This is a genomic window from Sphingobacterium sp. ML3W (assembly GCF_029542085.1).
In the GTDB taxonomy this organism is placed as follows: Bacteria; Bacteroidota; Bacteroidia; order Sphingobacteriales; family Sphingobacteriaceae; genus Sphingobacterium.
Window position 1 is genome coordinate 955,806 of the sequence record NZ_CP107036.1, and the last position, 24,363, is coordinate 980,168.

Here is a 24,363-nt window from a genome sequence, read left to right on the forward strand (position 1 = left end):
CCTTAATGCTGTATTTGTATTAAACCCTGATCTTTACGGCAGACGAAGAATTATTGGATCTAAAAAGTATGCTTGTGAAAACCATAGACGCCGTACTGTTACAACGTCTAAAAGATGCAGATTACAGTGCTTTTGATGAGATTTATGCGCATCATTGGAGCGCTCTTCTCCAAATTGCAGTGAGGAAGCTGGACGATGTGGACCTGGCCATGGATCTTGTTCAGGATCTCTTTGTGGACCTCTGGCAAAGACGGTACATGATCGATATCCATAGCACATTGCGAGCCTATCTTGTTTCAGCCCTATACCATAAGCTTTTCCAGTATTTCAGAAAGAAAGGTGTACAGGAGAAACATATTGAGCAATATAGCTTAATGATACAGGATGGTTTACAAGATGTTTTTCCGATTGATGGCTATGAAGAAAACTATACAGATGTATTGGTTGCGATCGAACAGTCTGTGGTGGAGATGCCCGACCGGATGCGGATCGTTTTTAACCTGAAATATCAACGTAGCCTCAGTAACCACGAGATTGCGGAACAATTGGGCATTTCGCTTCAGACCGTAAAAAACCAATTGAGTAAAGCCTTGAATCTTGTGCGCCAGCACATGCAACAGCGGCAGCTGAATCCAACGGTTTTTTTGTCATTATCTTTTCTACTCTTCTTTTAGCAAAAATAGTACATCTTTTTTGGAGAAAAAAGTTCGCGTAAAATGCACCTGTTTTTTTAAAATAAACTTTACATAAACTTAATACGTTTGGGATGGTACGATCGGCCTATTGTAGCAACTATAGGATGTATGCAAGAAAGAAAAAGAGAACTGGAAAAATTAATTCAGAAGTATTCATCAGGACAGCTAACCGATCTCGAGCGTGAGCATTTAACAAAATGGCTGCAGGAGCTTGATGTGACTAAAGGGGATAGCTTCGAGCTGGAAGGGGCAAGTCGTCAGATGAAAGAAAAGATTGATGCACGCCTATTGTCCACTGAGGCGACTGTGAAAATTCAGCATCCCTCTTGGCTGTTTCTGTGTAAAATTGCGGCGTTTGTTCTTTTTTGTTTTTCGTTTTCATGGTTTCTGCTGGAAGGGAACTCCACTGGAGAATCAGAGCAAAAGGGCTCCGTTAGTGTCGCGAAAAGTTTGCCTAAGTCCATAAAGAAGACATGTACGGTAGTGCAGGATAGTATGATTTTATTGGAAGATGGTAGTAAAGTGCGTCTTTTAGCAAATTCTACAATGAGCTGGCCGCAACCTTTCCCAAAGGAGCAGCGTGCGATTCAATTGCAGGGAAAGGCTTTTTTTGAAGTGGCGCATGATAAAACCCGCCCATTTACCGTTCTGGCAAGCAATATTCTGACGACGGCATTGGGAACCTCATTCTGGGTTACACAGGATACGAAAAATGCCAAACCCAGGGTGCGCCTGATCACAGGAAGAGTTTCCATTAAAGAACGTGGCAAAGATGGGAAAGAAAGGCTGCTCGCATATTTGACGCCAGGGCAAACCTGGAAGGAAAGGCCTGTAGACCTGAAAAAAGAACAGCTTTCGGCAGCTGAAAAACCAGTGGAAATGGCGGTTCCGATCGCATTGGTATTTCAACACAGACCCCTCACGGAAGTGTTGCCCGCCATTGCGTCGTTCTACCAGACAACCATTGTCTTTACTGCAGATGAAGTGTCTGGATTATCATTATATGGTACCTATACACACGAAAATGATGTTGCGCAAATTCTACAGACCATCTGCCTTGCAAATGATCTGGAACTCAAGTTTAATTCCGAAACAAATACCTATACGATCGTAAAGAACAGTCAATAAAAATCAATAAAAATCAATAAAAATCAATAAAAATCAATAAAAATTCAATGATAAGCACCCCGAAATAGGGGAGCCTGGGAAAACTATGTACCATTATTAATGAAAAATATGCAACTATCTTTAACAAAGACAAGCCCAGCCAAAGGGGCTTTATTATTGCTTTTGGCAATTGCTTTTGGTCACAAGGGCTTTGCGCAACAGCAGGGAGAGCTTGTTGTCATCGTGCAGGACGAAAAGTCGAAAGGCTTGGCCAATGCAACCGTCACGGTGAAGAACAAACTGAGTAACTTCAAACGTTCGGGTCAGGCTGATCAGCAGGGAAAGGCAATGTTCAACGATCTGCCTGTAGACAGCAATTACTGTATCGCAGTTAGCTATACGGGGCTGCAAGGCAAAGAAGAATGCCAGTTCATCGTCACTGCGGGAAAGCGCTCGAGTGTAGTCTTTCAGTTGAGCGACGCAAATCAGATAGACGAAGTTGTCGTCGTGGGCTATGGTACACAGAAAAAGACCAATCTATCGGGGGCTGTGGACCAAATCAGTGGCGAGGTACTTGCCAGTCGCCCAATTTCAAATGCGGCACAGGGGCTCCAGGGAATCTCGCCCAACTTGAACATCCAATTCAATTCGGGCGAACCGGGGGTAGCACCCAAAATCAATATCCGTGGTATAACCTCAATCAATGGGGGAGATCCCTTGATTCTGGTTGACAACGTACCTATTTCGGCAGCCGAATTAATCCGGATTGCACCACAGGATATTGAATCATTTACAGTCATCAAAGATGCTTCCGCTGCGGCAATCTATGGGGCCCGCGCGTCTTTCGGTGTCCTGATCATCACGACCAAAATAGGAAAAGGTGATGTAAAGGTGAGCTATTCCAATAACTTTACATGGAATACCCCCACCGTAATGCCCGATAAAATAACAGATCCCTATGTGTTTTCAAGGTTATTGGAAACTTCTACGGATAATACCCCTTGGGACAATGTCAATTATTCGGATCAATTTTATCAATATGCCAAAGAACGCTCGGATAACCCCTCGATCGCCGGTGTGCGCATCAACCCATCTGATCCAAAAGCCTGGGAATATATGGGCAACCGGGATTGGACGCGTTATTTCTTGTCGGACTGGAACGCGACCAATACGCATGACTTGTCTATCTCGGGCTCAAATGAAAAAGTACAGTACTATATCAGCGGGAGCTACAATCGGCAGAATTCGCCCGTTAAACTGACGGCGGACTATTTTGACCGTTACAACTTACGGTCGAAAGTGAACTATAGACTTTCTGATTTTATTTCATTCGGCAACAACACGGTCATCGGAAGTATACGTCGGCTGGCCCCTTCGCAGATGAGTCTAGCGGATATTTATAATATTTTTCCAACTTCTTTTGATAAGAATCCGGATGGCACCTGGGCCAACTCTTCGGCAGGTGTTATTGCAGCACGGATGGTTGACGGTGGAAAGAGTGATCGGAAACATCTGGATGTGCAATCGACCTTTAATACTGAACTTCGCTTTTTTGGAAATAAATTCAAAGTAAATGCCGATTATACCTTTCAGCGTAACTCGTTGAACCGAAATTGGTACACCAAGCAGTATCAGATCGGTTACGGACCGGATGACATCCGCAAAGAGGGAACGACGGGGGCTTATCGTGAAGCTGGGTTTTCCTATTATAACGTATACAATATATATGGTACCTATCTGCAGTCTTTTAACAAGCATCAGGTCAATGCGGTACTGGGATTCAACCAGGAAGATTATCGGTATGAAGTCATCACTGCCGAACGTGCAGGTTTGATTTCGGAATCCTTTCCGACGATTCAATTTGCGACCGGAACGATGAAAATGGGCGAAGCTATTGATACCTATGCCCTGCGCGGTGCGTTCTATCGGTTGAACTACACCTATGACGATAAGTATATCGTCGAATTCAATGGACGCTACGATGGTTCTTCGCGTTTTCCCAAGAACAAACGTTTTGGCTTTTTCCCTTCGGGATCCGTTGCCTGGCGTTTAGATCGTGAAAATTTTATGTCTTCCATTTCAGGCCTGGATTTATTGAAGTTGAGAGCTTCCTATGGTCAACTGGGGAATCAGTCTGTCGCTAACTATGGCTATCTCCCTTCGATGGAAAAAAAGGATTCGGATTACTTGTTTGGAAGTGAACGCGGTATCTTTATTGATGTGCCTTCGTTGGTCTCCCCTAATTATACCTGGGAGAAGGTCAATACGGTGAACGTTGGCCTGGATGTCGCTGTTCTCAAAAATAAACTGTCGGCCAGTTTTGATTATTATTCCAGACGTACCCTGGGTATGTTGACCCTGGGTAGGGATCTCCCCAATATATTAGGTGCGGATGAACCAAAAGAGAATGCGGCCGATCTAAAGACAAATGGCTGGGAATTGACTGTGAATTTTCAGGATCATTTCGAATTGGCTAATGCCCCATTGCACTTTAATGCCAAATTGTTGCTTTCGGATTCACAATCCAAAATTACACGTTTTGACAACCCCAATAAGAGCATATTACAATATTATGAAGGCATGCAAATGGGGGAGATTTGGGGTTTGCAAAGCAATGGTCTTTTCAAAGATGTGGCCGAAATCGCCAAGTTGGACCAGACTTCCATCATCCCTTGGGGGGCATTGTCCATCGTACCGGGCTGGCCTACTTATATAGACCAAGATGGTAACGGTAAGATTGAAAAGGGATATACACTGGGGGATACCAAAGATCTTAAAATTATCGGCAACTCCACTCCGCGTTATCAGTTTGGTATTGACCTTTCTGCAGATTGGAAAGGTTTTGACCTACGCGCATTCTTTCAGGGAGTCGGTAAACGCGATTATTACCCCTTGGATTACCTGTATTGGGGCACTTACCAACAGCCTTATGGAAACTTCTATGGACATTTGTTGGATTTTTATCGTCCAGAGGGAGACTCAGAGGCCGAACGTGCCCGCCATTCACAAGCTTACCTAAATCTGGGACTTGCGGATCAAAATCTCGATGCAGCCTATCCCATCTTACAATCTTGGCTTGCCGACCGTAATTTAGGTACCCGCATTGATCAGGCACAGGGATTGGCCATTCCCCAGACCAATTATCTATTAAATGCGGCTTATCTGCGTTTGAAAAACCTGACCATCGGGTATACCTTGCCCAAATCAATTACTTCCCGCGCCAAGATCAGTAACCTCCGCGTCTATCTGAGTGGTGAAAATATCCTCGAATGGTCGGCTGTGAAACGCTATTTTGATCCGGAGACGTTAAACGAAAATACCTATACCAATCCTGGAGAGAAGCCTGAACGCGTGGGCAACGGGCTGACATATCCATTCCAACGGAGTTTTTCTGCTGGTGTTCAAGTCACATTTTAATTGCTTATCATGATACATAAATATATAAAATTAGCCTTTGTATGTTCGGGACTTTTCCTACTTGGAAGTTGTAACGACAGCTATTTGGATCGTGTTCCCGAGACTGCGATCAACAATGAAAATTTCTTTAATACAGCGACCGATTTAGACTTGTATATCAACGGTTTGTATGATTTTTCAGGATTGGGCATCTATCAGGCAGATGCTACCACCGACAATGCAAGCACGACGGGCAATACGGAGATCAAAACCATTATGGCTGGAAATGCCTCCGCGGCGACAATCGCTGGCGGCTGGGAATGGAAACAGCTCCGCAAAATAAATTTCTTCCTGCAGCATATGGGAAAGGCGAGCATCAGTGCCAGCGAAAAGGCGCACTATGAGGGATTAGGACGGTATTTTAGGGCACGGTTTTACGCTGAGAAAGTGCAGCGTTTTTCGGATGTGCCCTGGGTAGAAAAAGCTTTGGAGGTCGGTGATACAGATTATCTGTTTGCCAAACGTGACCCTCGGGCTACCATCGTCCAGAAAATTATGGAAGACTTTGAATTTGCAGCACAAAATGTACAACCTCTAATCAAATTAGGAAAGGTCAACAAATGGGTTGTCTTGCAGGAGTATAGCCGCTTTGCGTTATATGAAGGAACATATCGCAAATACCATAATGAACTTGAACTGAAAACCTCTGCCAATACCTTTTTGACCAAAGCACATGAACTGAGTGATCAGATTATGCGTGAAGGTAGTTTTTCCATTTACACTACCGGTAAACCCAGTCAGGATTATGGAACATTATTCTTTAGTGAAAACCTGGAAAACAACAAAGAGGTGGTACTTGGCCGCTTTTATGCCAACAATGTACTGAATGCGGATTCTTGGCCTGGGATGTTCGGCAATTATGAATATTATCCGTTACGTGATCTGGTTCAGGCTTATTTAATGAAAGATGGGTCATTTTATTCTGCGCAAGCTGGATATGACAAGAATACCTTTGTCAAGGAATTCCAAAACCGTGATCCCCGTCTGGCGCAGACCTATGCCTACCCAGGATGGGAACTGATCTACTCGCATACCTATGCACAGGGTGCGGGTCTATATGTGCAACAGCTGGCGAAAAACTTTTCGGGCTACCATCAGATCAAGGGATTTCAAAATATATTAAGCCTGGAAGCGCGCAACAACCTGGATATTCCCTTGTACCGTTATGCCGAAGTCTTATTGAATTTTGCCGAAGCGAAAGCCGAGCTGGGACAGCTGACACAGGCTGATCTGGACCGTAGCATCAATCTGTTACGCAAACGTGCAGGAATGCCGGATATGGCCCTCAATGTGGCTATAGATCCCGTTATGGCAACGCGCTACGCCAATGTCGAAAGCAGCCAGCGTAATCTGGTCTTGGAAATCAGACGGGAACGTCGGGTCGAACTTGCTTTCGAGGGATTCCGTTTCACTGATCTGATGCGTTGGAATGTCGGTGAGTTATTGAAAAATAAACGGGAGGGTATCTACTTCGCTGGATTGGGACAGCATGATATGACAGGTGATGGTATTCCAGATATCGTGTTGCTGGCATCCTCCGGAACTATTCCAGCTGTCAAAGAGAAAAATAGCCTTGGAAGGGAATTGCAATATTATCGTGTAGGACGTTTTGGGCAAGATGTAGGTGTCTTCCTTTCGGATGGAAATAGCGGTACCGTTGAAACCATCGAAAATACAGGGACTTTTGAGGTGCCTAAATTCTATTATCGCCCTATACCACAAGGGGAGATCCTTTTAAATGATAATCTTAAACAAATATTTGGATGGTAATGAACAGTTCAATAACACGTACTTTATATTTCCTTTTCGTAGCATTCTTGAGCTTCGAAACGGTACATGCACAGGAATTTAAGTTTGCATTTTTAACCGATATGCATGTCCATAGCGATTCGACACTTGGTCAGGTGGACCAACGCTTAAAGTCCTTGTCGCCAAAGGTCGAGCTGATCCTGAGCGGCGGCGATAATGTCGATATTGACAATTTAAAACCCGCTGATCTATCGGGTGGTGAGCAACGGCTCAAGCAGTTGAAAAGCCTTTTTGACCGTGTAAAAAAGCCTTACCACATGGCAATCGGCAATCACGACAGATTACCGCGGGATCTGCGGAATGGCAAAAATGACTTTGAGCTCTTTGAAAAGACTTTTGGTCAGACCTATTACAGCTTTGATCATAAAGGTTGGAAATTTATCGTATTAAATAGTGTCGAAACCAAGGATAACCATTACGTCGTTGGTGAAAAACAGTTGGCTTGGTTGCAGGATGTCCTGAAGAATACAGCAAAAGATCAGCCGCTGGTGATTATTTCTCATGTCCCCTTTTTATCGGTCTACTATCCGGTGTTGGAGGGCCGTTATACCGCCGCGGATACCTTTATCAATCAGAAGCAGATATTTGACCTTTTTAAAGAGCATAGCCTCAAGCTGGTGCTGCAGGGCCATATGCATTTGTATGAAGAAATTAAAGTCAAAGGTGTTCAGTTTATAACAGCAGGAGCAGTGTCAGGAAATTGGTGGAGCGGAAGTTTCGAGGGGACTGTACCAGGCCATCTTGAAGTGGATGTGAATGGAAAAGACTTCAGCTGGAACTATGTGAAATAAACTGATATTCTGCCTGATACGGTTTTTTAGCAAAAGGTTTGGTTTTTACATCAAAAGTTAATTCGTTCGCCAAATATAAGAACTCCTTATAGTCAGATTGTTTTTGATTGTAGTGGATGTGAAGATGTCCGATTCCAAAAGTTTTTCGTACGGAATCGGACAATTTCAACCTGTTATCTTTTGACTGCAATTTTGTACGGTGAATAGTGGGTTACCAAGGAATCTCACCTGTTGCAGGGTTTGTCTCTTCGCAGAAAAATTTTCCTGTGGCCAATGCAGCGCTCAAAGAGAATAAAAAAATAATGTGGGTGCTTGTGATTTTCTTATTTAACATTATTGGCAGCGTCGAGCCAAACGCAGGTTCGATATTTATATCCTGACAGGTAGGCAGGACCTATCCAGTCAGATGTCGGATTCTTTCAAATCCTGCTCATACCAAAACGATAAGCTTCGCTTTAAACTAAACTGCCGCGAACAAAATTGGCTATAGCTAGAAATGTTATCTTTGTTACTATGAAATTATATGGTTATTTAATTACGTTATCCAGTATTGTTTTGCTATCATTTACAAAGCAACACAACGCAATTCACAAAAGGTGGAAACTCGTTGCCGAGGAAATATCCCATCTTAATTTTGATTATACAAAACAGGAAGGATCCAGGGACAGGCTTGATTCCATTAAAAATGAAACGGTCCAATTCCTGCCGGATGGTTCATTTAAATCAGGTGATGGAGATGGTACTTACATTGTAACGAAAGACTCCATTCATGTAAATCTCAATGGAAAGAAGAGGACTTTTAAATACACATTGCATCATTCAAAATTAGTTTTGGAAACCTATATTAAGGATAGTAGACGTATTGTAAGATCAAGACTTTACTTGGAATAGGCGGGTTCCGGCCTGACCTATATCGGTGCGATCCGGCACATTGAACGAAGGGTACCGCCAAGAAGATTTAATAAGATGTCGCAGGCATTATAATCACTGTGGGATACCGTATACCGTAAGAGTTGATCCAGGGTTAGGTAGATATTCCCATTGGGATAATCGTCCCGAATGGGGCTTCATGTATTTTCAAGCAGTTCATCATTCCGACTGTCGCATTTTTCTGAGCGATAATTTCTTGTAGTTGTTTTTTTAATTGCTGCGTCGATTGTGCTTTGAGCTGAACAGTGATGACCAGCAAGGTAATGATCAGGAATATATTTTTCATCGAAATTGTTTAAAGCTTCTTAAATTCGAATGGAATTTGCAGACTATCTCCTGATACCATCGCTTTTAATTGTGTGCCATCTCGCCAATATTTTATCCTATTTGGGAATGGCAGGGAGTCATTCTGTTTTATTTTCACTCTTAAGCAGTGGCAGAGCCATATCCTATAAAATTTTAAACAATCGATTGCACGACTTTAAGTTTTCTCCAATTTGATTAAATCTCCTATATTTCAGGTACTGAACTGTTTTATAAACAAAAGGAAACACCAATCACCTAAATAAAGAACATGAGATTTAAGTTACTTTTAGTTGCATTAGCGTTAATAGCCGCGGAAAATGGATTCGCACAGAAAAAGGAGAATAAACCGCAGGACTGGCTGATCAGTGGCGCCGCACCGTACCAATCCCAAATTGCGGTCGATGGCCAGAATATTGTCTTGGACAATGGGCTCGTGCGCCGCTCCTTTTGGATCAAGCCAAATGCTTTCTGCTATGATTTTACCAACTTAACTACAGGACAGCAGCTGATTCGTGCCGTACAGCCTGAGGCTCTATTGCAGCTCAACGGCAAGTGGTATAATGTCGGTGGGGTGCATGGGCAGAAGGAACGCGCTTATCTGCGACCGGAATGGATGCCCATATTTACGGCAAAACCTGAAGATTTTAGTTATGTCAAACATGAGGTCAGTGAACTGGATCCACTGCTGCCCTGGAATGGGGACAAGTGGTGGTCTACACATAAGGCCGCCGGAAAAGGGAAGGTCCTGACCTTTACCTATGCTGCTCCGGCCGCCGCAGCATTATCCGGAATCGAAGTGAAAGTGCATTATGCCATCTACGATGGGATCCCGCTGATCAGTAAATGGGTAACCATTCAGAACGGCGGTAATCAGACGGTGCAGATCAATCAGGTGATTAATGAAAAGCTGGCGCTGGTCGAAGAAGAAAGTGCTGTGGTGGGTTCGGTCGAGGATATGAAAAAACAGCATGGCCTTTACGTCGAAAGTAATTTTGCGTTTAATAATGCCATGCGTTATCACCTAAGTGATCAGTCTTTACACTGGAAAGCGGATTCTGCCTATACCTCACAGGTGAATTACGACTTGAAAACGCCGGCGATCATGGAGGTGTATCCGACGGTGGGGGTAGGTGTCAAGCTCGCCGCAAAGGACAGCTTTAGCTCGATCCGCTCCTGGGAACTGCTGATGGATAGTTATGATCGGGAGCGCCGTGGACTGGCCATTCGAAAGATGTATAGGACCATTGCGCCATGGACCACCGCCAATCCGATCTTTATGCACCTGGTAAGCAAAAAGGACGAGCAGGTCTACACTGCCATTGACCAGTGTGCCGCCACAGGATACGAAGCTCTCATCCTTAGCTTTGGCAGCCATGTAAATATGGAGGATACAACAGCCGCAAACCTTGTAGCGTTGAAAAAGCTGGCAGACTATGCGCACCGCAAAAATATTAAAATAGGAGCCTACTCTTTATTTAGTTCGCGCAAGATCAGCGAAGCGGATGATATTATCAACCCGAAGACGGGAAAGACAGGTGGTACTTTTTTCGGGAATGCACCTTGTTTTGGCTCAAACTGGGGGATAGGTTATGCCCAACGGATCAAAACATTTTTTGAAAAAACAGGATTTGATATCTGGGAAAATGATGGCCCTTTTCCGGGTGATCAGTGTGCTTCAACAAGCCACCCCGGTCATCATGGACTTGAAGATAGCCAATGGGTGCAATTTAATATGCAAAAGCAGCTCTATCATTGGCTGAATGCCCGCGGCGTATATATCAATTCACCGGACTGGTACTTTTTGGATGGTTCCAACAAGACAGGGATCGGGTATCGGGAAGTGAACTTTTCACTGCCCCGTGAAAATCAGCGCATCCTCAACAGGCAAAATATCTTTGATGCACTCTGGGAACAGAACTCGTCCATGGGCTGGGGATTTGTACCCTTAACTGCTTATCAGGGTGGTGGAATAGAGGCGGTATTGGAACCGCTGCATGAGCATCAGGAGGATTATAAACAGCTGATGATGCAATATTATGGTGCTGGTGTGCAGGCCTGCTACCGCGGTCCCCGTCTCTATGATACGGAGCAGACCAAGCAGACAGTGATTGATGTCATCCAATGGTATAAAAAATACCGCACGATCCTCAATGCTGACCTGATCCATCTGCGCCGTGCGGATGGCCGCGATTGGGATGGCTTTTTGCATGTGAATGCAGCTGAGAAAGGGCGTAAGGGATTGGGTATGCTATTTAACCCGTTGAAAACTGCAATCACACGGACCATTGAGATCCCTCTTTACTACACGGGCTTAGGGGGAAGTGCGAAAATAACCTTTGATGACAAGACCGTAAAGACAGCATCTTTAGATCATCTGGCTAGAACGACAATGACCATTACCATACCGGCCGAGAGCTACCGCTGGTTTACGGTGGAATAGAATCTCTGGAGGAGGTGCCATTTGACCAAAGCGGCATTAGCGGCCAAGGTGATCCATCAGAACATAGATTACACAATGAAGCTGCGGGAAGATTCCAGCAAAAGAATAAGTGTAGTATCTGTTTCTGTCAGCCATTGGCCACTTGCAGCTCTGGAATTTAGCCTTTTACATCTTTAAGGGATGCACCGAAGTTGATATGTAAAACATTGCCATCCGGGGTAATCAGTGCGGGTACTGACTGGACGCCTAATTTTTCAGCTTCGCCAATGCGGGATCTGTCTTCACCGATATTGACAATTTCTACGTTGGATTCGCCGATAAGACCAATAATGTCTTGCTCTGCGCTGACACATACAGGGCAGCCAGCGTGATAAAAAGTTGATTTTTTCATATTTATTGAATCATTAAGTGATGACTTTATTGCCAATACAAACTTAGTTAGGAGACTTAACTCGCCACTGATCCAGAAGGAAGAAATCTAGAAAATAACTGGTGGAGGGATGGTTTGTTAATATACCTTAATGTTTGTTAAATCTTTGTTTCGCGCTATAAATATTTGTAAATAAAGTTGTTAATTAGTTGTAAACGGGAATATGATGGTTTCTGAATTTATTAAAAATAAGCATTTGGCGAATCGTGCCGGATTTGGAATCAGCCTCCAGCAGATCGCCGCCTTCGAACAGCAGTCTAACGCTGATGTTTGGCAAGTGTATTCCGCTGTACGGGAATTTGAACCGATCAACTTTAACAGAGATGAGGTGAATTTTGATTATGTAACTCTTTCAAAACTGAAAGCTGCGGAGAAAAAACAGATACAACAGCGTAACCGGCAGCGCAATATTGAAATTAACCTCAATTTTCTGACAGCTATGGTTCATTCCGAGGACCAACTGCGGGAGAAAATGGCTTTTTTCTGGCATGGACATTTTGCCTGCCGGGTAGTCAATTCAAAATTCAGCGTACACATACTCAATGAAATTAGAAAAAATGCGCTCGGAAATTTTCGCGATCTCTTGTTTGCCGTTTCCAAAGCCCCGGCTATGCTCAGTTTCCTCAACAACCAGCAGAATAAAAAAGGGCATCCGAATGAGAATTTTGCAAGGGAGGTCATGGAACTTTTCACGATGGGACGCAGTCATTATACTGAAGCGGATGTGCGGGAGGCCGCACGCGCATTTACGGGCTGGTCCTATGATAAGGATGCCAGATTTATAGAAAGGAAAAAGTTTCATGACCCAGGTCCGAAAACATTTTTGGGGAAAACAGGAAATTTTGATGGAAATGCTGTCCTGGATATTATTTTGGAACAACCGGCAACCGCAAGATTTATTACAGACAAATTATATCGTTTTCTGGTCAATGAACAAGTAGATAACGAAATCGTAAATAGCCTGGGTAAGGAATTCTATGAATCTGGGTATGACATAAAGCGGCTGCTTGACAGCATATTTACCTCCGCTTGGTTTTACGAAACCAAAAATATTGGTAGCAAAATAAAATCACCGATAGAACTTATGGTGGGTATTATGCGGATGCTCCCCATGAAGGTCGAAAAGCCTGAAAACCTGATTGTGTATCAAAAATTATTGGGACAGATGCTATTATATCCCCCCAATGTAGCTGGATGGCCCTCGGGAAAGGCTTGGATCGACAGTTCGACCCTTTTGCTCCGGATGCAGATACCCCAGATATGGAGCGGACTCCGACCACTTGATCTCAATCCGCGGGAGGATGACGACCTGGACATGGGCTTAAGGCAAAATCGGAAGCTGGCCAAAGCCTTCAAAAATCCGAACATGTCGATCGCTTGGCAACAGATCGAAGCTGCATTTGCTGGAAGGGAGCCGACAGAGCTCTTATTGCAAAAGAAACCGTCCTTTAAACAGCGTATACTGGAAAAATACGCTGCTGGAAACACCAGGATGTCCATTATTGAAACGATGAGTATTCCCGAGTATCAGCTCTGTTAGCTAAGCTAAAAAATACGACCATGATCATCAAAAGACGCGAATTTCTTAAAGTAGGATCCCTAGCAACAGCATCTATGTTACTGCCCAATTTTTTGAAGGCAATGACTTTGCCAAATGCCTTGGAAAGAGAGCAGAAAGTCTTGGTTATTTTACAATTGAGCGGTGGAAATGATGGACTTAATACAATCATTCCCCGACGCAATGATATCTATTTTCGTGAGCGGCGGACCATTGCCGTCGAGAATGCACTTCCGCTCACGGATGAAGCAGGTATTAACCCGGCTCTAGGCTTCTTTAAAGAGCTATTTGATAATGGAGAACTGGCCGTGCTCAATAACGTCGGCTACCCCAATCCGGATAAGTCGCATTTCCGGAGCATGGATATTTGGCAGAGTGCGAGCCGGAGCGATGAGTATCTGGAGACCGGCTGGTTGGGACGGTATCTTGATGAAGCCTGCTACGACTGCACACATCCTACCCAAGCGCTGGAAGTCAATGATATGCTAAGTCTCGCCCTCAAAGGAAAGCAGAAAAAGGCTTTTGCCTTTAAGGATCCTAAAAAACTCTATCAAACCAGTCGTGAAGAATATTTTAAGTCGCTTTATGAAGACCATCAACATGAGGATGAAACAGTGGGTTATCTCTATCAGACATTGGGCGAGACAATCAACAATGCGGACTATATCTTTGAGAAGAGCAAAGCGAAGTCTACGGTAGCTGCTTATCCCGATTCGGTATTGGGAAAGGATTTCAGGACAATCGCCTCACTGATCAAATCGGATATCAATACACAGGTTTACTATCTACAGATCGGCAGTTTTGATACGCATATTAACCAGCGACAACGACAGGAGGGTTTATTTCGGACCATTAATGATGCGGTAGAAGCATTTGTTGGTGATCTTAAGAAAAATGGGCTTTTTCAGCATGTGATGCTGATGACTTTTTCGGAATTTGGCCGTAGGGTAGCACAAAATGCCAGTAATGGTACAGACCATGGAACGGCTAATCAGCTTTTTTTTATCTCAGGTGGTTTAAAACACAAGGGACTGCGCAATGCTTTGCCGGATCTTGAGCATCTAAACGAGGGAGATTTGATTTATTCGGAGGATTTCAGAAAAGTGTATGCTACGCTACTCAAGAACTGGCTAAATGTGGACTCTTCCAAAATATTGGGCTGGAAAAATGGGATTTATGATTTTATCTAAATAGGTTTGACTTCTTGACTGGGAACTTGATCGCCACTAGGTATTTTTACGTTTTTTATTGAGATTTAAGTATTATTACGTGATTTTTAGCTCTTGCGTTGTTTTTTATTTTTTTTATCTACATCTTTAATTCGTTATAAACGTAAAATTTGAGTCCATTACATAACCTTCCTGAAGAAACCTTGATTCTTTTACTGAAAAAAAAGAACCAGCAAGCCTTTAGCTATCTATATGATAACTATATGGATGCGCTCTATGGGGTGGTGTGTCGTATCGTAGCATCCTCTGAACATGCCGAGGAGGTGATTCAAGATGTATTTGTTAAAATTTGGAAACACGTCGATCTTTTTGACGCCGAGAAAGGCAGATTATATACATGGATGATCAATATTGCGCGCAACACGGCATTGGATTACCGAAAATCTAAGGGCGTGGTGAACGAATTGAAAAACCAACCGCTCTCAAATATCGTAAATACAGAAGAAGAACAAGATCAAAGCCAGAGCGAACAGAGCGCAAAAGCAGATTTTATTGGATTCAAAAATATTTTGGATAAATTAAAGCCTGAATGTCGTATATTGATCGAGATGGCTTACTATGAAGGATATACGCAACAGGAAATTGCTGAACAGCTCGATGTTCCTTTGGGTACCGTAAAAACACGGACCAAAGCTGCATTTTTACAGTTAAAACAATTATTAAAGGACTTTCGTTAATTTTGGATATTGCAGCATACATATCATCAGGGATTATTGAATCATACGTTTTAGGGCTCGCATCTGAAGAGGAAGTAAGCATCCTGAACTGTATTCGAAAAAATAATGTCGAAGTGGAACAAGCCATTGCCGAGGCCGAAAAAGCGCTCGAGGGATTGGCCGATATCCAAGCGATACAAATGCCTGTTGCCTTAAAAGACGATATTTGGAATAGACTTGAAGCTGAAAACCTGGTCGCTAAGGATGACCAGATAGCTGATTTGCCAGCAGAACAAGCACTGTCCGACGATACTGCTCTTCAATCCCCAATATCGGGCTCTGAAGAAGAAATTAAATCACTCGCACTACGTAAGTATTACGGCTGGGCGGTAGCGGCAAGTGTATTACTTGCACTCAGTATCGGTGCAAATTTATTTTTCTACCAACAGCAGAAGGAGAATAAGGAGATGCTAGTCCAGGCAAATGCCACGCTAGATATGCAAAACTCCACATTGGTTGTTTTACAGGATAAATGGAGCCTGGTGCAAAATCCGGCGGTGAAAACTATTGCACTAAAAGGTGTTGAAAATAAACCTGATCTACACGCACTCGTATTTTGGGATCAGACTTCAAAAGCAGTATACCTTAGTCTTGAACAGATGCCGGCTGCGCCAAAAGGCAAGCAGTATCAATTGTGGGCCATGGTCGATGGTCAGCCTGTAAGTGCTGGCGTATTTCCATTGAATGGCAAAGAAGCGATGGCCAACAAAATGCTTGATATTCCTAAAGCACAAGCCTTTGCAATTACACTCGAAGATGAGGGGGGCAAAGCTGTACCTACGCTCACCGAACTTTGTGTGATGGGCAGCATATAAAAAGGTATACTGCCCTCATTGTTCTATTTCTTCAACATTATCCTCTTATTTACTGTCCGAAGTATTCTGCTGGTATTCAAATATTTCAATAATGTTTTCGGCCAATTCTTTACCATAATGCCGCTCTACCAGATAAAGTGCAGCATCTATTCCCGCAGTTATTCCAGCTGTGGTGATCAAGCGTTTTTGATCGACAAATCGAACAGCACGTTTGACGATACTTTTCGGGTTGTGCTGTTCTAAAGCATCCAGCAGCATGGCGTGGGTCGTAATTTCATAATGATCCAGAATACCGGTTTTGGATAGCAGCATGCTTCCGGTACAAACTGTAAAAATAATCGTGCCCCGGTCATAGTGATCTTTTACCCACTTCATTAATGTTTGCTGAAAATCATTATCCTGTAGGTATTCCATGACGCAATCGGGATTGGCTCCCGGAATAACAATCATATCCGGAAGGGGAGCGGTTTTTATGCTGTGCGTTGGGATGATTGCCATGGTCGCTGCTTCCATTTGCACGGTTTCTCTGGTCTTCCCGACGGTATAACAATGATAACTTCCGGGAGCGATAACATTGGCCTTGATAAATACATCCAGTGGGCCATTGAGATCAAGTGCTTCGACCTGATCATAAATTAAAAATGCGACATTCATGCTTTTGCTGTTTTGGTTTGAATTCATCATGATATACAAGTTGTTGTTCTTTAAATTGGGACATAGTTTTCCCTGCCGGTGATTGAATACCAGCATTTTTTGTGATTTTAATAAGACGAAATGGATTACTCGCTACCTTTGCAGGTCTTCCGGAATTGAACAGGAGAAATGGAGAGATATTTCAGAAATAGGCGCCGAAGGGAGACCACATTTCCAAATCCGCATTTTTGAGCAATCATAGCTGGGCTCATATCGGTATATTCCAACATGTTTTTGGCCTGATCCAATCGCATTTTCTCCAGAAACTTACCGGGTGTCATACCCGATTCTTTGAGAAATACCCGTGAGAAATTACGGACACTCATATGGACCGATTCCGCCATATAGTCTATACTGACCGCTTGGCCAAGCTTATCTTTGAGCAAATCCCTGATTGCCTTGGTGAAGGGCGATAACAGGTCATAGTCGCCAACCAGGTCTCCAAATTGGGTCTGTACACCTGGACGTTTCAAATATAGCACAAGATGTTTGGCTACTTCAGAAGCTAAAGGTTTTCCAAAATCTTCTTCCAATAGTGCCAAGGCGAGATCTATTCCTGAGGTTACTCCACCTGAGGTATAGATGCCCTCATCACGGATAAAAAATGGATTGACATTGACTTCAAGCTCGGGATAGTCCTTTTGCAGGATAGCAGCATATTTCCAATGGGTCGTGACCTGTTTACCTCTTAATAATCCCGCTTTGGCCAAAACAAATGCCCCGACACAGACTGATCCGATACGTCTTACACTTGTGGCCCGACGTTGCAGGTAGCTGTAAAGGCCAGTGTTGACTTCATCCAGCACGCTAAGTTCGGTACCGGCAACGAGTAGCGTATCTATCGGAAAATCATCATCATCAATGGAATGCCCGCAGGTAAGGGGAATTCCAGCACTTGAATATACGATCTTATCTGAGGTACTGGATATCAGCTCCACTTCATACTTCAGTGCACTATCATCTGGCAAAAAGTGGTTGGCAGACATAAATACATCACAGGGACCGGCAACATCCAATAACTGAACCCCTGGCAAGATCAAAAGTGCAATTGTTTTTATTTCTGTTTGTTTCGCTGTGTTTTCCATCGTTTGCGCTGTATGGTACAAATGTACGAAGAAGGTGATATGGCTACAATGACAAAGAATGGACAGATTCGGCCATTTTTAGGATGATTAAAAAAAATAGTTTATTTTCGGATATTGCTGAATAGGATCATCTGTATAAGTGAGCTCTAAAACGGCTAGATAAATGCAGAGGTTTGTGAATTAGTTGCTTGAATAAGAACGAAAAAATTAAAAAACCAGTTTTATGAATGTAAAAACACGAATTAAAGCTATTGCCTTTATGTCCCTTTGTTTGTTATGTACCATTGCTCATGGACAGGAAAGCAACAATAATAAAAAATTATGGGCAAAATCAATTTTGAATAAGAAGGCGCCAAAGTTGGAAGTAGAGCAGTGGCTGTCTGATGCGCCGGAGACAAAGGGCAAATTTGTACTCATTGATTTCTGGGCGACATGGTGCGGACCTTGCCGCAGGGTCATTCCGGAATTGAATGAGTGGCATAAAAAGTATGGGGACAAGCTCGCGATAATTGGTGTTTCAGACGAAGCAGCTACAGTAGTTCAAAATGCCAAGGAAATTAAAATTGACTATTACAGTGCCATAGATACTAAAGGCAAGCTAAAAAAAGAACTTGAAGTACAGGGGATACCACATTGCATTTTGCTAGACCCTGATGGTATTGTCCGTTGGGAAGGATTTCCGACTTTGGAAGACCACGAACTTACAGAAACTGTACTTACTAATATAATAAAGAAATATAGTAAAAAGTAGGGATAATAACTGTAAAATAGTGCTGCTAGTGGGCTACATGATGCTGCGGTATGATGGATTAAATAAAATTATTAAAAAATTGTAGGGTGAATTAATCTTTGTGCAAACGAAAGAGTCATAGTATTAAATAATCTGTATTTTATGTTGAAATATATCCTCTTTTTTTTTCTGGTTCAGTTGATCGGAATTAATCTACATGCGCAGTATCGTTCTTCTAATATGGGAAGAATTACAGTTGTCTCCGAAAGTCAACCCTTTATTCTTTCCTTAAATGGGGTAGCCTATAACGATCGGCCGGAATTGCAGGTGACGATCGATGGACTTTCGGATCAGTTGTATGCGATTAGCGCCCTGATAAGCGGAAGGGGGCAGAGGGAAATGGAGCGGAGACAGATTACTGTACGCAATGAAAATGGTGATTTTGTGGAGATGATCTTTAAAGTCGGAAGTCAGCGCAATACACGGACCCGTGGCCAGCTTATTAATCTATTTGCTCAAATTCCAATAGACATGTCGTCCTTAGGCAATGGAGTGGCTTATGCTTACGGTGCACCGGGCAGACCTATTCATCTGGACGATAATCCGGATATGGGTATCCCACCGATAAATTCCATTACACCGATAACTAGGGCAGAATTGGATCGTTTATTCAGTCTCATGAACAGGGAACCTTTTGACGATGCGAAATTCAAAATAATTAACCCAATCTTTTCTGAAACAACACTCCGTGTTGAACAGATTAATGAAATCATGAAACGTTTTCAATGGGATGATGAAAAGCTGAAAGTCGCCAAGGCAGCCTACGGAAATTGTTCGGACAAAAGAAATTATTCCACACTGACAGGAAACTTTACTTTCCTGGGTAATAAAAATGATCTGCTTGACTTTATAGAAAAGCAGCAAAGAGTAAGGTAAATAGTATTGGAAATGGATACTTCCTTAAAGGTTTTTGTTATTCAACTTTAATCAGACATTTAAAAGTCCTGGGTAGAGGATCACTGGAAAAAGGTAGAAACGCCTTGTGATGACCAGTTAGATTATCGACGAGTTCATACAATGACCGGCCAACTTTTCGAAATCCTAACCCTCTAAAGTCTGTTAGATAGATATCGAATTCATGAGCTGATGCGGAGTCACAATCCCAAAAAAGATAATAGCCATTGTCGCTGCAAGCAAAGGGGAACAATCGTTTTAATAATTCGGGAGATCCGTCAGGTGCGATGTCAAACCAGATATCCCCAAGCTCAACATCGGCAATGTAGGTGTTTTTGATTGCAGCTGTTCGCACAAATAAAGAATCACCATACTCGCCCATGGGTAGATAAATATGGAATTCTCCCAACGCTAATCCATATCCGTATGTTAATACAAATTCTTTATAAGATGTGGAAAAGCTTCTTCCATTTGGAAACGTAAAATTGTCCAATGCTACCAGATCTCCAAATTCTGTCGGAATTCCAGTTAAAGCTAAACCAAAACCTTTATTGACCATAGTCCAATCTTTCGAAATTAAAAATATTAAAACAGATAATTCGTCAGCATCTTGTTACCCATCGTATGGATCACCTTTTTGTACGAATAAAAATCATCGCGATCGCCGTTGTGACTGCACCGAAAATGAAAGCAAAAATAGTAGAATTAATGGCATAATTGCTATAATTGAAATTTGCCTCCGCTTCGGCTGTTGTTTTATAATAGCCTATTTCGACCGATCGCTTGATGACGTTGGGGAAATACTCTGGCGTGATGACATAAGAAATAATCCATTGTGTCAGCGGACTTAATAAAGCGATAACAACAGAAAGCACTAAGCCCGAAATTAATCCTTGGATATAGCTTATATTACCGTGGTAGAAATTTTTCTTCTTATCTCTCAATGCCAGTACCATAAATAGGATTGCTGGGATAGCAAAAAGATTGGTCAGATAAAGGTGATAGTCAATATACTTGCCATGGAGCCCGCATATTTTTTCTAAGAGCATCCACGCTAAAGTCATCAGCGTGAAAAAAATAGCCCATTTGATCTCAATTTTAATATTTTTCATGATTCTATTGCAGTTTTAGATAGTATGTTGTTATTTCTCTGGAAAATCATCAATAGTCGGTTTATTAAATATAATATTAATTTGGCTACAAATAATGAGGTTTTATCCGTTTGTTTCGCTGTACTTAAATTGATCAAACTCCAGTCACAAGCGATTCATCTCCGAAGTAATCCTGTAGAAATATTCCGTACTGACAAGCAGTTGTCTTTTGTTTTATTAATTTTATATACCAGTAATAAGCAAGTTGTGTGCTGAGAATGCAGTAAAATGCTGCGCCCTGTAGAAATTTATTGGGGTGGATAATCCGTCAAGATCTGGAAATAATAAATAAACCAAAAATGAATAAGATACAACAGGTAAAGGAAGTGCAGTCCATCAGTATTCATACGCAGGCGGAATGGCGGCAGTGGTTAGTGGATAACCATCTTGTTGAGAAATCCGTGTGGATTATCTGTAATACAAAGAATTCGGGGCAGCCGGCTGTAGCCTGGAGTGAACTGGTCGATGAAGCATTATGTTTCGGTTGGATTGATAGTACAAGAAAAACAATTCAGAAAGGCTCTTTTAAGCAGTTATTCAGCAGACGTAAGCCCAGGGGAACCTGGTCCAGGGTCAATAAAGAAAAAATTGAGAAGCTTATAGCCAGTGGACAGATGACTCAAGCAGGACTGGAAGTAATCCGGGTGGCTCAGGAAAACGGCTCGTGGTCTGTTCTTGATAGCGTAGAGGAACTGTTTATTCCAGAAGATCTGGACAGTGCATTGAAGAGCTATCCCGAGGCTGAAGCATTCTTTGCCGGTTTGAGCAAATCAGCAAAAAAAATGTTGCTGCAATGGATTGCTTTAGCGAAACGTCCCGAAACCCGAAACAAACGGATCGCGGAGATTGCGGAACAGGCTGCTAGCCAAATGAAACCAAAACAATTTCGATAATCTCAACGAATTGAATAAATAAATGCGCTATTATTTGTAATCATTCTAAATAAGACTTATCTTCGAGACGACATAAGCACTTAAATTTGTTGTTTCATAGGAAGACTAGTCGTGAGATTAGTCTTTTTTTATTTAGACTGCCGTAATTTTTTACGACAGTCTAATGCGCGATTATTACTTATTCTCAAGGGCAACTTCCTGTGCTTTGTAGTAGCTTTCGATCAGGGCCTGGTAATTTGGCATGACCATGGACAGTGCTTTAGCGTACTTCGCCGCATCCTTGTGTTGCCAGCTTTTTAATACCTCACTGATGACAGCAGTGGTTGTGATTGGAATAACTCCTGCTAATTGTAATCTTGCTAGGGTTACCTGTGTCGAGAGCGCACTCATATCGCCAGAGGCATCAATGACTGCAAATACCTCATAACCTTCGGTGATCGCTGAAATAGCAGGAAAGGCAACACAGACACTCGTCAATACTCCTGCGATCACTAATTTTTTCTTACCAGTATTTTTTACAGCCTGAACGAAAGCCGGAGTATCCCAGGCATTAACCTCGCCAGTACGGCCAACATATACAGCATGCGGCGCATGCTCATGGATTTCAGGCATTAATGGTCCATTGGGGCCTTTGGGTTCTGAAGCAGTAGTGATGACCGGAATATTTTCTATTGCGGCAATTTGGGATAATGCCACAACATTGCTCCGCAAGGTGGGTACCTCGATGTCTTTGACTGTTTGAAATAGACCACTTTGGTGGTCGATCAGTAAAAATGCAACATCATCTGCATTGATTCTTGTTGTAAGTGCCATGATTTTAAAATTTTAATTTGTGTAATAAATCTTTGGTTAAAGGTAGGCACGGTATTTTTAGTGGAAAATGAAGCAGATTAAGCCTAAGACTTAATGTACCTTAAGTTTTAAGGAATGAACTGTTTCGAAAGAAGCCGTTTATTAGGAATGCAGTCTGGTCCGGAACCAATGGGACACTCCTTCATGCCGTACGTAAGTATGCAAATGGGAGAATTTAGCTGCGGTTAGCGAATCATAAGTCTTCTCAAGCGGATATTAAAACAACTCCTTTTGCTATTTGCGGTATATCTATTTTTATGATCAGATAGACCTACACGATAAAAATGAAAAGAAAAATAGAAGGACTACTCAATGTTTTCATCCCATTATATAGCATAGTAATCGGAATAACCATGGCTTCATGTAATAATGGCTCTCAAACTGCAGCTGTATCAAAAGCGGTGAATGAACATTCGCAAAAAAACAAAGAGCTTGAGCCGGTGGTAGGGGCTAAATGCCCAGAGGGGGATAGCTCACATCTGAATATTACAGCATATAAGGGGATCTCTTTCTTTACAGAAAATACCATGCGTGGAAGTGGTGTTGTCCATTTGTCCATCGATCAGCCGATCGACATCTTAAATCTGGACAAAACGATCTACGGACGTATAGTTCCAAGTATAGTTAGGGGTGCAGACGGAGAGTTTACAGATTATGAAATTAATCTTCCGGAAACTGTAATTGCCCGTCAGATTATACCCCATAATGAATTGCGGATTTTTGAATTTGACGCGCAATCTCCTGATCAGGACAGTACTCATTTAACTGTTTATATCAATAGGGAAAGAAAACTTATTCTGAAAAAAGACCTCCAGTATAGTTTTTTGAGCTGGAATGACTACATCAAGTCCGCATTTGTGACATTAACAGCAGCTGTTCAGAACATCAGTATAGCAGAACGAAAATACTTGTACCAGATACTGGAGATAAAGGATGATTCTATATTAATCAGATCGGTTCCGAAGCCAGCTTGTGATTATATCGAGGATTATAAACCTATTTCCAAATGGGTAAAATGGCGGACAGACCACTGCAAGTTGATCGAATTCAACTTCTGCTATTAAGTTCGGATAAATAATCTCTTTGATGATTGGAAAACGTGAGCATATGAAAAACCTATTCAAGCTAACAGTATTCTTATTTTTCTTGATTTTGATCTCCTGTCAGGAAAACCGTTTTGCAACCAAGGAGAAAGTTGTAAAAAATACCCATTTAGACAGTGTAAGCAATACTGAGGTTGAATTTAAACAGTTTCTGCTCAATTGTGATGGCGACGAATATAATGCCACAGTCTGTGTTAATGAAAAAGAGCAGATATCAATTGCATTCGCTGAAAAAAAAGAAATTTTTCCATTGATCAGATCGGCTATATTGACAGCAATGACATAGATTTGGGAGACTTAGGTTTTCAGATTTATGTCTATAAAAATAACACTGATAAGGTAATTATACTCGATTCATTTTTAGAGTGTGGTCACTTGTTCTATGTTTATTTTTATACTGAAAACGGTCTGAAATTTTTAGGAAAAAGGGAAGTAACAATGATTGATGAAGCCAACTCAATAGAAAGAATAAAGGTAGATCGTTTTAAAGATGAAATTATTATTTCTGCTGGAGAGCATATTGATGATTTAAAATTTGACACAAACAAAGGTATAGATATAGCGATTAAAGCAGAATGATGTCTTATTCCCAGTAGTTTGACCAATTTAGGCTACCCTGA

Annotated in this window: 24 protein-coding genes; 17 read left to right on the plus strand and 7 right to left on the minus strand. The window is 42.2% G+C overall.

From position 1 onward, the window contains the following. Positions 1-74: 74 nt before the first annotated feature. The 6 genes from OGI71_RS03985 to OGI71_RS04010 all read left to right on the plus strand — a co-directional run bounded on the left by OGI71_RS03985 (position 75) and on the right by OGI71_RS04010 (position 8,749). Positions 75-674 carry a sigma-70 family RNA polymerase sigma factor gene (locus OGI71_RS03985; protein ID WP_282254013.1) on the plus strand — a complete coding sequence of 200 codons (600 nt, stop codon included), beginning with the start codon at positions 75-77 and terminating at the stop codon, positions 672-674. 129 nt (positions 675-803) lie between these two features. Continuing rightward, on the plus strand, positions 804-1,823 hold the full coding sequence (locus OGI71_RS03990; protein ID WP_282254014.1) for a FecR domain-containing protein: 1,020 nt from the start codon (positions 804-806) through the stop codon (positions 1,821-1,823). Positions 1,824-1,931: 108 nt separating this feature from the next. Beyond that, the gene (locus OGI71_RS03995; RefSeq protein WP_282254015.1) at positions 1,932-5,219 is read left to right on the plus strand and encodes a SusC/RagA family TonB-linked outer membrane protein; all 3,288 of its coding nucleotides are present in this window, start codon (positions 1,932-1,934) and stop codon (positions 5,217-5,219) included. A gap of 9 nt (positions 5,220-5,228) precedes the next feature. After that, the gene (locus tag OGI71_RS04000) at positions 5,229-7,028 is read left to right on the plus strand and encodes a RagB/SusD family nutrient uptake outer membrane protein (RefSeq protein ID WP_282254016.1); all 1,800 of its coding nucleotides are present in this window, start codon (positions 5,229-5,231) and stop codon (positions 7,026-7,028) included. Continuing rightward, the gene (locus OGI71_RS04005; protein ID WP_282254017.1) at positions 7,028-7,858 is read left to right on the plus strand and encodes a metallophosphoesterase; all 831 of its coding nucleotides are present in this window, start codon (positions 7,028-7,030) and stop codon (positions 7,856-7,858) included. The genes OGI71_RS04000 and OGI71_RS04005 overlap by 1 nt, the downstream gene beginning before the upstream one ends. A gap of 513 nt (positions 7,859-8,371) precedes the next feature. After that, positions 8,372-8,749 (plus strand): hypothetical protein, encoded by a 378-nt coding sequence (locus OGI71_RS04010; RefSeq protein ID WP_282254018.1) that lies wholly within the window; start codon positions 8,372-8,374, stop codon positions 8,747-8,749. Between the two features lie 133 nt (positions 8,750-8,882). On the opposite strand, the gene OGI71_RS04015 is transcribed toward OGI71_RS04010, so the two are convergent. Continuing rightward, on the minus strand, positions 8,883-9,074 hold the full coding sequence (locus OGI71_RS04015; protein WP_282254019.1) for a hypothetical protein: 192 nt from the start codon (positions 9,072-9,074) through the stop codon (positions 8,883-8,885). 288 nt (positions 9,075-9,362) lie between these two features. On the opposite strand from OGI71_RS04015, the gene OGI71_RS04020 reads away from it, so the two are divergent. Continuing rightward, the gene (locus tag OGI71_RS04020; protein ID WP_282254020.1) at positions 9,363-11,534 is read left to right on the plus strand and encodes an alpha-galactosidase; all 2,172 of its coding nucleotides are present in this window, start codon (positions 9,363-9,365) and stop codon (positions 11,532-11,534) included. A 157-nt stretch (positions 11,535-11,691) separates the two neighbouring features. Here OGI71_RS04020 and OGI71_RS04025 read toward each other — a convergent pair whose 3' ends face one another. Beyond that, positions 11,692-11,925, minus strand: coding sequence for a thioredoxin family protein (locus tag OGI71_RS04025; protein ID WP_282254021.1), 234 nt, complete (start codon positions 11,923-11,925; stop codon positions 11,692-11,694). Positions 11,926-12,127: 202 nt separating this feature from the next. On the opposite strand from OGI71_RS04025, the gene OGI71_RS04030 reads away from it, so the two are divergent. The 4 genes from OGI71_RS04030 (at position 12,128) to OGI71_RS04045 (ending at position 16,282) form a co-directional block, all read left to right on the plus strand. Next, positions 12,128-13,504 (plus strand): DUF1800 domain-containing protein, encoded by a 1,377-nt coding sequence (locus tag OGI71_RS04030; RefSeq protein ID WP_282254022.1) that lies wholly within the window; start codon positions 12,128-12,130, stop codon positions 13,502-13,504. 20 nt (positions 13,505-13,524) lie between these two features. Then, entirely contained in the window at positions 13,525-14,712 is a 1,188-nt protein-coding gene (locus OGI71_RS04035) for a DUF1501 domain-containing protein (RefSeq protein WP_282254023.1), read from the plus strand. A gap of 149 nt (positions 14,713-14,861) precedes the next feature. Further along, a complete protein-coding gene (locus OGI71_RS04040; protein WP_282254024.1) occupies positions 14,862-15,428 on the plus strand; it encodes a sigma-70 family RNA polymerase sigma factor in 567 nt (188 codons plus the stop codon). A gap of 2 nt (positions 15,429-15,430) precedes the next feature. After that, a complete protein-coding gene (locus OGI71_RS04045) occupies positions 15,431-16,282 on the plus strand; it encodes an anti-sigma factor (protein WP_282254025.1) in 852 nt (283 codons plus the stop codon). A 45-nt stretch (positions 16,283-16,327) separates the two neighbouring features. Here the strand turns inward: OGI71_RS04045 and OGI71_RS04050 are convergent, their stop codons facing one another. Further along, on the minus strand, positions 16,328-17,032 hold the full coding sequence (locus OGI71_RS04050; RefSeq protein WP_282254026.1) for a DJ-1/PfpI family protein: 705 nt from the start codon (positions 17,030-17,032) through the stop codon (positions 16,328-16,330). A 29-nt stretch (positions 17,033-17,061) separates the two neighbouring features. Beyond that, entirely contained in the window at positions 17,062-18,060 is a 999-nt protein-coding gene (locus OGI71_RS04055) for a helix-turn-helix domain-containing protein (protein WP_282254027.1), read from the minus strand. A gap of 223 nt (positions 18,061-18,283) precedes the next feature. On the opposite strand from OGI71_RS04055, the gene OGI71_RS04060 reads away from it, so the two are divergent. Both OGI71_RS04060 and OGI71_RS04065 read left to right on the plus strand, forming a co-directional pair. Beyond that, positions 18,284-18,811, plus strand: coding sequence for a TlpA disulfide reductase family protein (locus tag OGI71_RS04060; protein ID WP_282254028.1), 528 nt, complete (start codon positions 18,284-18,286; stop codon positions 18,809-18,811). A gap of 141 nt (positions 18,812-18,952) precedes the next feature. Beyond that, complete coding sequence (locus OGI71_RS04065; RefSeq protein WP_282254029.1) at positions 18,953-19,726, plus strand: DUF4476 domain-containing protein; 774 nt, start codon at positions 18,953-18,955, stop codon at positions 19,724-19,726. Positions 19,727-19,763: 37 nt separating this feature from the next. Here the strand turns inward: OGI71_RS04065 and OGI71_RS04070 are convergent, their stop codons facing one another. Both OGI71_RS04070 and OGI71_RS04075 read right to left on the minus strand, forming a co-directional pair. Then, positions 19,764-20,303: a hypothetical protein gene (locus tag OGI71_RS04070; RefSeq protein WP_282254030.1), complete on the minus strand. Its 540-nt coding sequence runs from the start codon at positions 20,301-20,303 to the stop codon at positions 19,764-19,766. A gap of 70 nt (positions 20,304-20,373) precedes the next feature. Next, positions 20,374-20,856: a DUF4199 domain-containing protein gene (locus tag OGI71_RS04075; RefSeq protein WP_282254031.1), complete on the minus strand. Its 483-nt coding sequence runs from the start codon at positions 20,854-20,856 to the stop codon at positions 20,374-20,376. A 338-nt stretch (positions 20,857-21,194) separates the two neighbouring features. Between OGI71_RS04075 and OGI71_RS04080 the strand changes: the two genes are divergently transcribed. Continuing rightward, entirely contained in the window at positions 21,195-21,788 is a 594-nt protein-coding gene (locus OGI71_RS04080; RefSeq protein ID WP_282254033.1) for a YdeI/OmpD-associated family protein, read from the plus strand. 174 nt (positions 21,789-21,962) lie between these two features. Here the strand turns inward: OGI71_RS04080 and OGI71_RS04085 are convergent, their stop codons facing one another. Then, complete coding sequence (locus OGI71_RS04085) at positions 21,963-22,601, minus strand: isochorismatase family protein (RefSeq protein ID WP_282254034.1); 639 nt, start codon at positions 22,599-22,601, stop codon at positions 21,963-21,965. A gap of 323 nt (positions 22,602-22,924) precedes the next feature. Between OGI71_RS04085 and OGI71_RS04090 the strand changes: the two genes are divergently transcribed. The 3 genes from OGI71_RS04090 to OGI71_RS04100 are packed head-to-tail and all read left to right on the plus strand — an operon-like array spanning position 22,925 to position 24,322. Beyond that, positions 22,925-23,704 (plus strand): hypothetical protein, encoded by a 780-nt coding sequence (locus OGI71_RS04090; RefSeq protein WP_282254035.1) that lies wholly within the window; start codon positions 22,925-22,927, stop codon positions 23,702-23,704. A 43-nt stretch (positions 23,705-23,747) separates the two neighbouring features. After that, entirely contained in the window at positions 23,748-24,029 is a 282-nt protein-coding gene (locus tag OGI71_RS04095; RefSeq protein WP_282254036.1) for a hypothetical protein, read from the plus strand. A gap of 2 nt (positions 24,030-24,031) precedes the next feature. Beyond that, positions 24,032-24,322: a hypothetical protein gene (locus tag OGI71_RS04100; RefSeq protein WP_282254037.1), complete on the plus strand. Its 291-nt coding sequence runs from the start codon at positions 24,032-24,034 to the stop codon at positions 24,320-24,322. The last annotated feature ends 41 nt before the right edge of the window (positions 24,323-24,363 follow it).

Excerpts from the sequence above, each read along its gene's own strand:
- OGI71_RS04025 (WP_282254021.1), bottom strand. The coding sequence starts at position 11,925 with ATGAAAAAATCAACTTTTTATCACGCTGGCTGCCCTGTATGTGTCAGC.
- OGI71_RS04030 (WP_282254022.1), top strand. The coding sequence starts at position 12,128 with ATGATGGTTTCTGAATTTATTAAAAATAAGCATTTGGCGAATCGTGCC.
- OGI71_RS04060 (WP_282254028.1), top strand. The coding sequence starts at position 18,284 with ATGAATGTAAAAACACGAATTAAAGCTATTGCCTTTATGTCCCTTTGT.
- OGI71_RS04000 (WP_282254016.1), top strand. The coding sequence starts at position 5,229 with ATGATACATAAATATATAAAATTAGCCTTTGTATGTTCGGGACTTTTC.
- OGI71_RS04080 (WP_282254033.1), top strand. The coding sequence starts at position 21,195 with ATGAATAAGATACAACAGGTAAAGGAAGTGCAGTCCATCAGTATTCAT.
- OGI71_RS04090 (WP_282254035.1), top strand. The coding sequence starts at position 22,925 with ATGAAAAGAAAAATAGAAGGACTACTCAATGTTTTCATCCCATTATAT.
- OGI71_RS04065 (WP_282254029.1), top strand. The coding sequence starts at position 18,953 with ATGTTGAAATATATCCTCTTTTTTTTTCTGGTTCAGTTGATCGGAATT.
- OGI71_RS04055 (WP_282254027.1), bottom strand. The coding sequence starts at position 18,060 with ATGGAAAACACAGCGAAACAAACAGAAATAAAAACAATTGCACTTTTG.
- OGI71_RS04095 (WP_282254036.1), top strand. The coding sequence starts at position 23,748 with ATGAAAAACCTATTCAAGCTAACAGTATTCTTATTTTTCTTGATTTTG.
- OGI71_RS04035 (WP_282254023.1), top strand. The coding sequence starts at position 13,525 with ATGATCATCAAAAGACGCGAATTTCTTAAAGTAGGATCCCTAGCAACA.
- OGI71_RS04050 (WP_282254026.1), bottom strand. The coding sequence starts at position 17,032 with ATGCTGGTATTCAATCACCGGCAGGGAAAACTATGTCCCAATTTAAAG.
- OGI71_RS04015 (WP_282254019.1), bottom strand. The coding sequence starts at position 9,074 with ATGAAAAATATATTCCTGATCATTACCTTGCTGGTCATCACTGTTCAG.
- OGI71_RS03995 (WP_282254015.1), top strand. The coding sequence starts at position 1,932 with ATGCAACTATCTTTAACAAAGACAAGCCCAGCCAAAGGGGCTTTATTA.
- OGI71_RS04075 (WP_282254031.1), bottom strand. The coding sequence starts at position 20,856 with ATGAAAAATATTAAAATTGAGATCAAATGGGCTATTTTTTTCACGCTG.
- OGI71_RS04085 (WP_282254034.1), bottom strand. The coding sequence starts at position 22,601 with ATGGCACTTACAACAAGAATCAATGCAGATGATGTTGCATTTTTACTG.
- OGI71_RS03990 (WP_282254014.1), top strand. The coding sequence starts at position 804 with ATGCAAGAAAGAAAAAGAGAACTGGAAAAATTAATTCAGAAGTATTCA.
- OGI71_RS04005 (WP_282254017.1), top strand. The coding sequence starts at position 7,028 with ATGAACAGTTCAATAACACGTACTTTATATTTCCTTTTCGTAGCATTC.
- OGI71_RS04070 (WP_282254030.1), bottom strand. The coding sequence starts at position 20,303 with ATGGTCAATAAAGGTTTTGGTTTAGCTTTAACTGGAATTCCGACAGAA.
- OGI71_RS04020 (WP_282254020.1), top strand. The coding sequence starts at position 9,363 with ATGAGATTTAAGTTACTTTTAGTTGCATTAGCGTTAATAGCCGCGGAA.
- OGI71_RS04010 (WP_282254018.1), top strand. The coding sequence starts at position 8,372 with ATGAAATTATATGGTTATTTAATTACGTTATCCAGTATTGTTTTGCTA.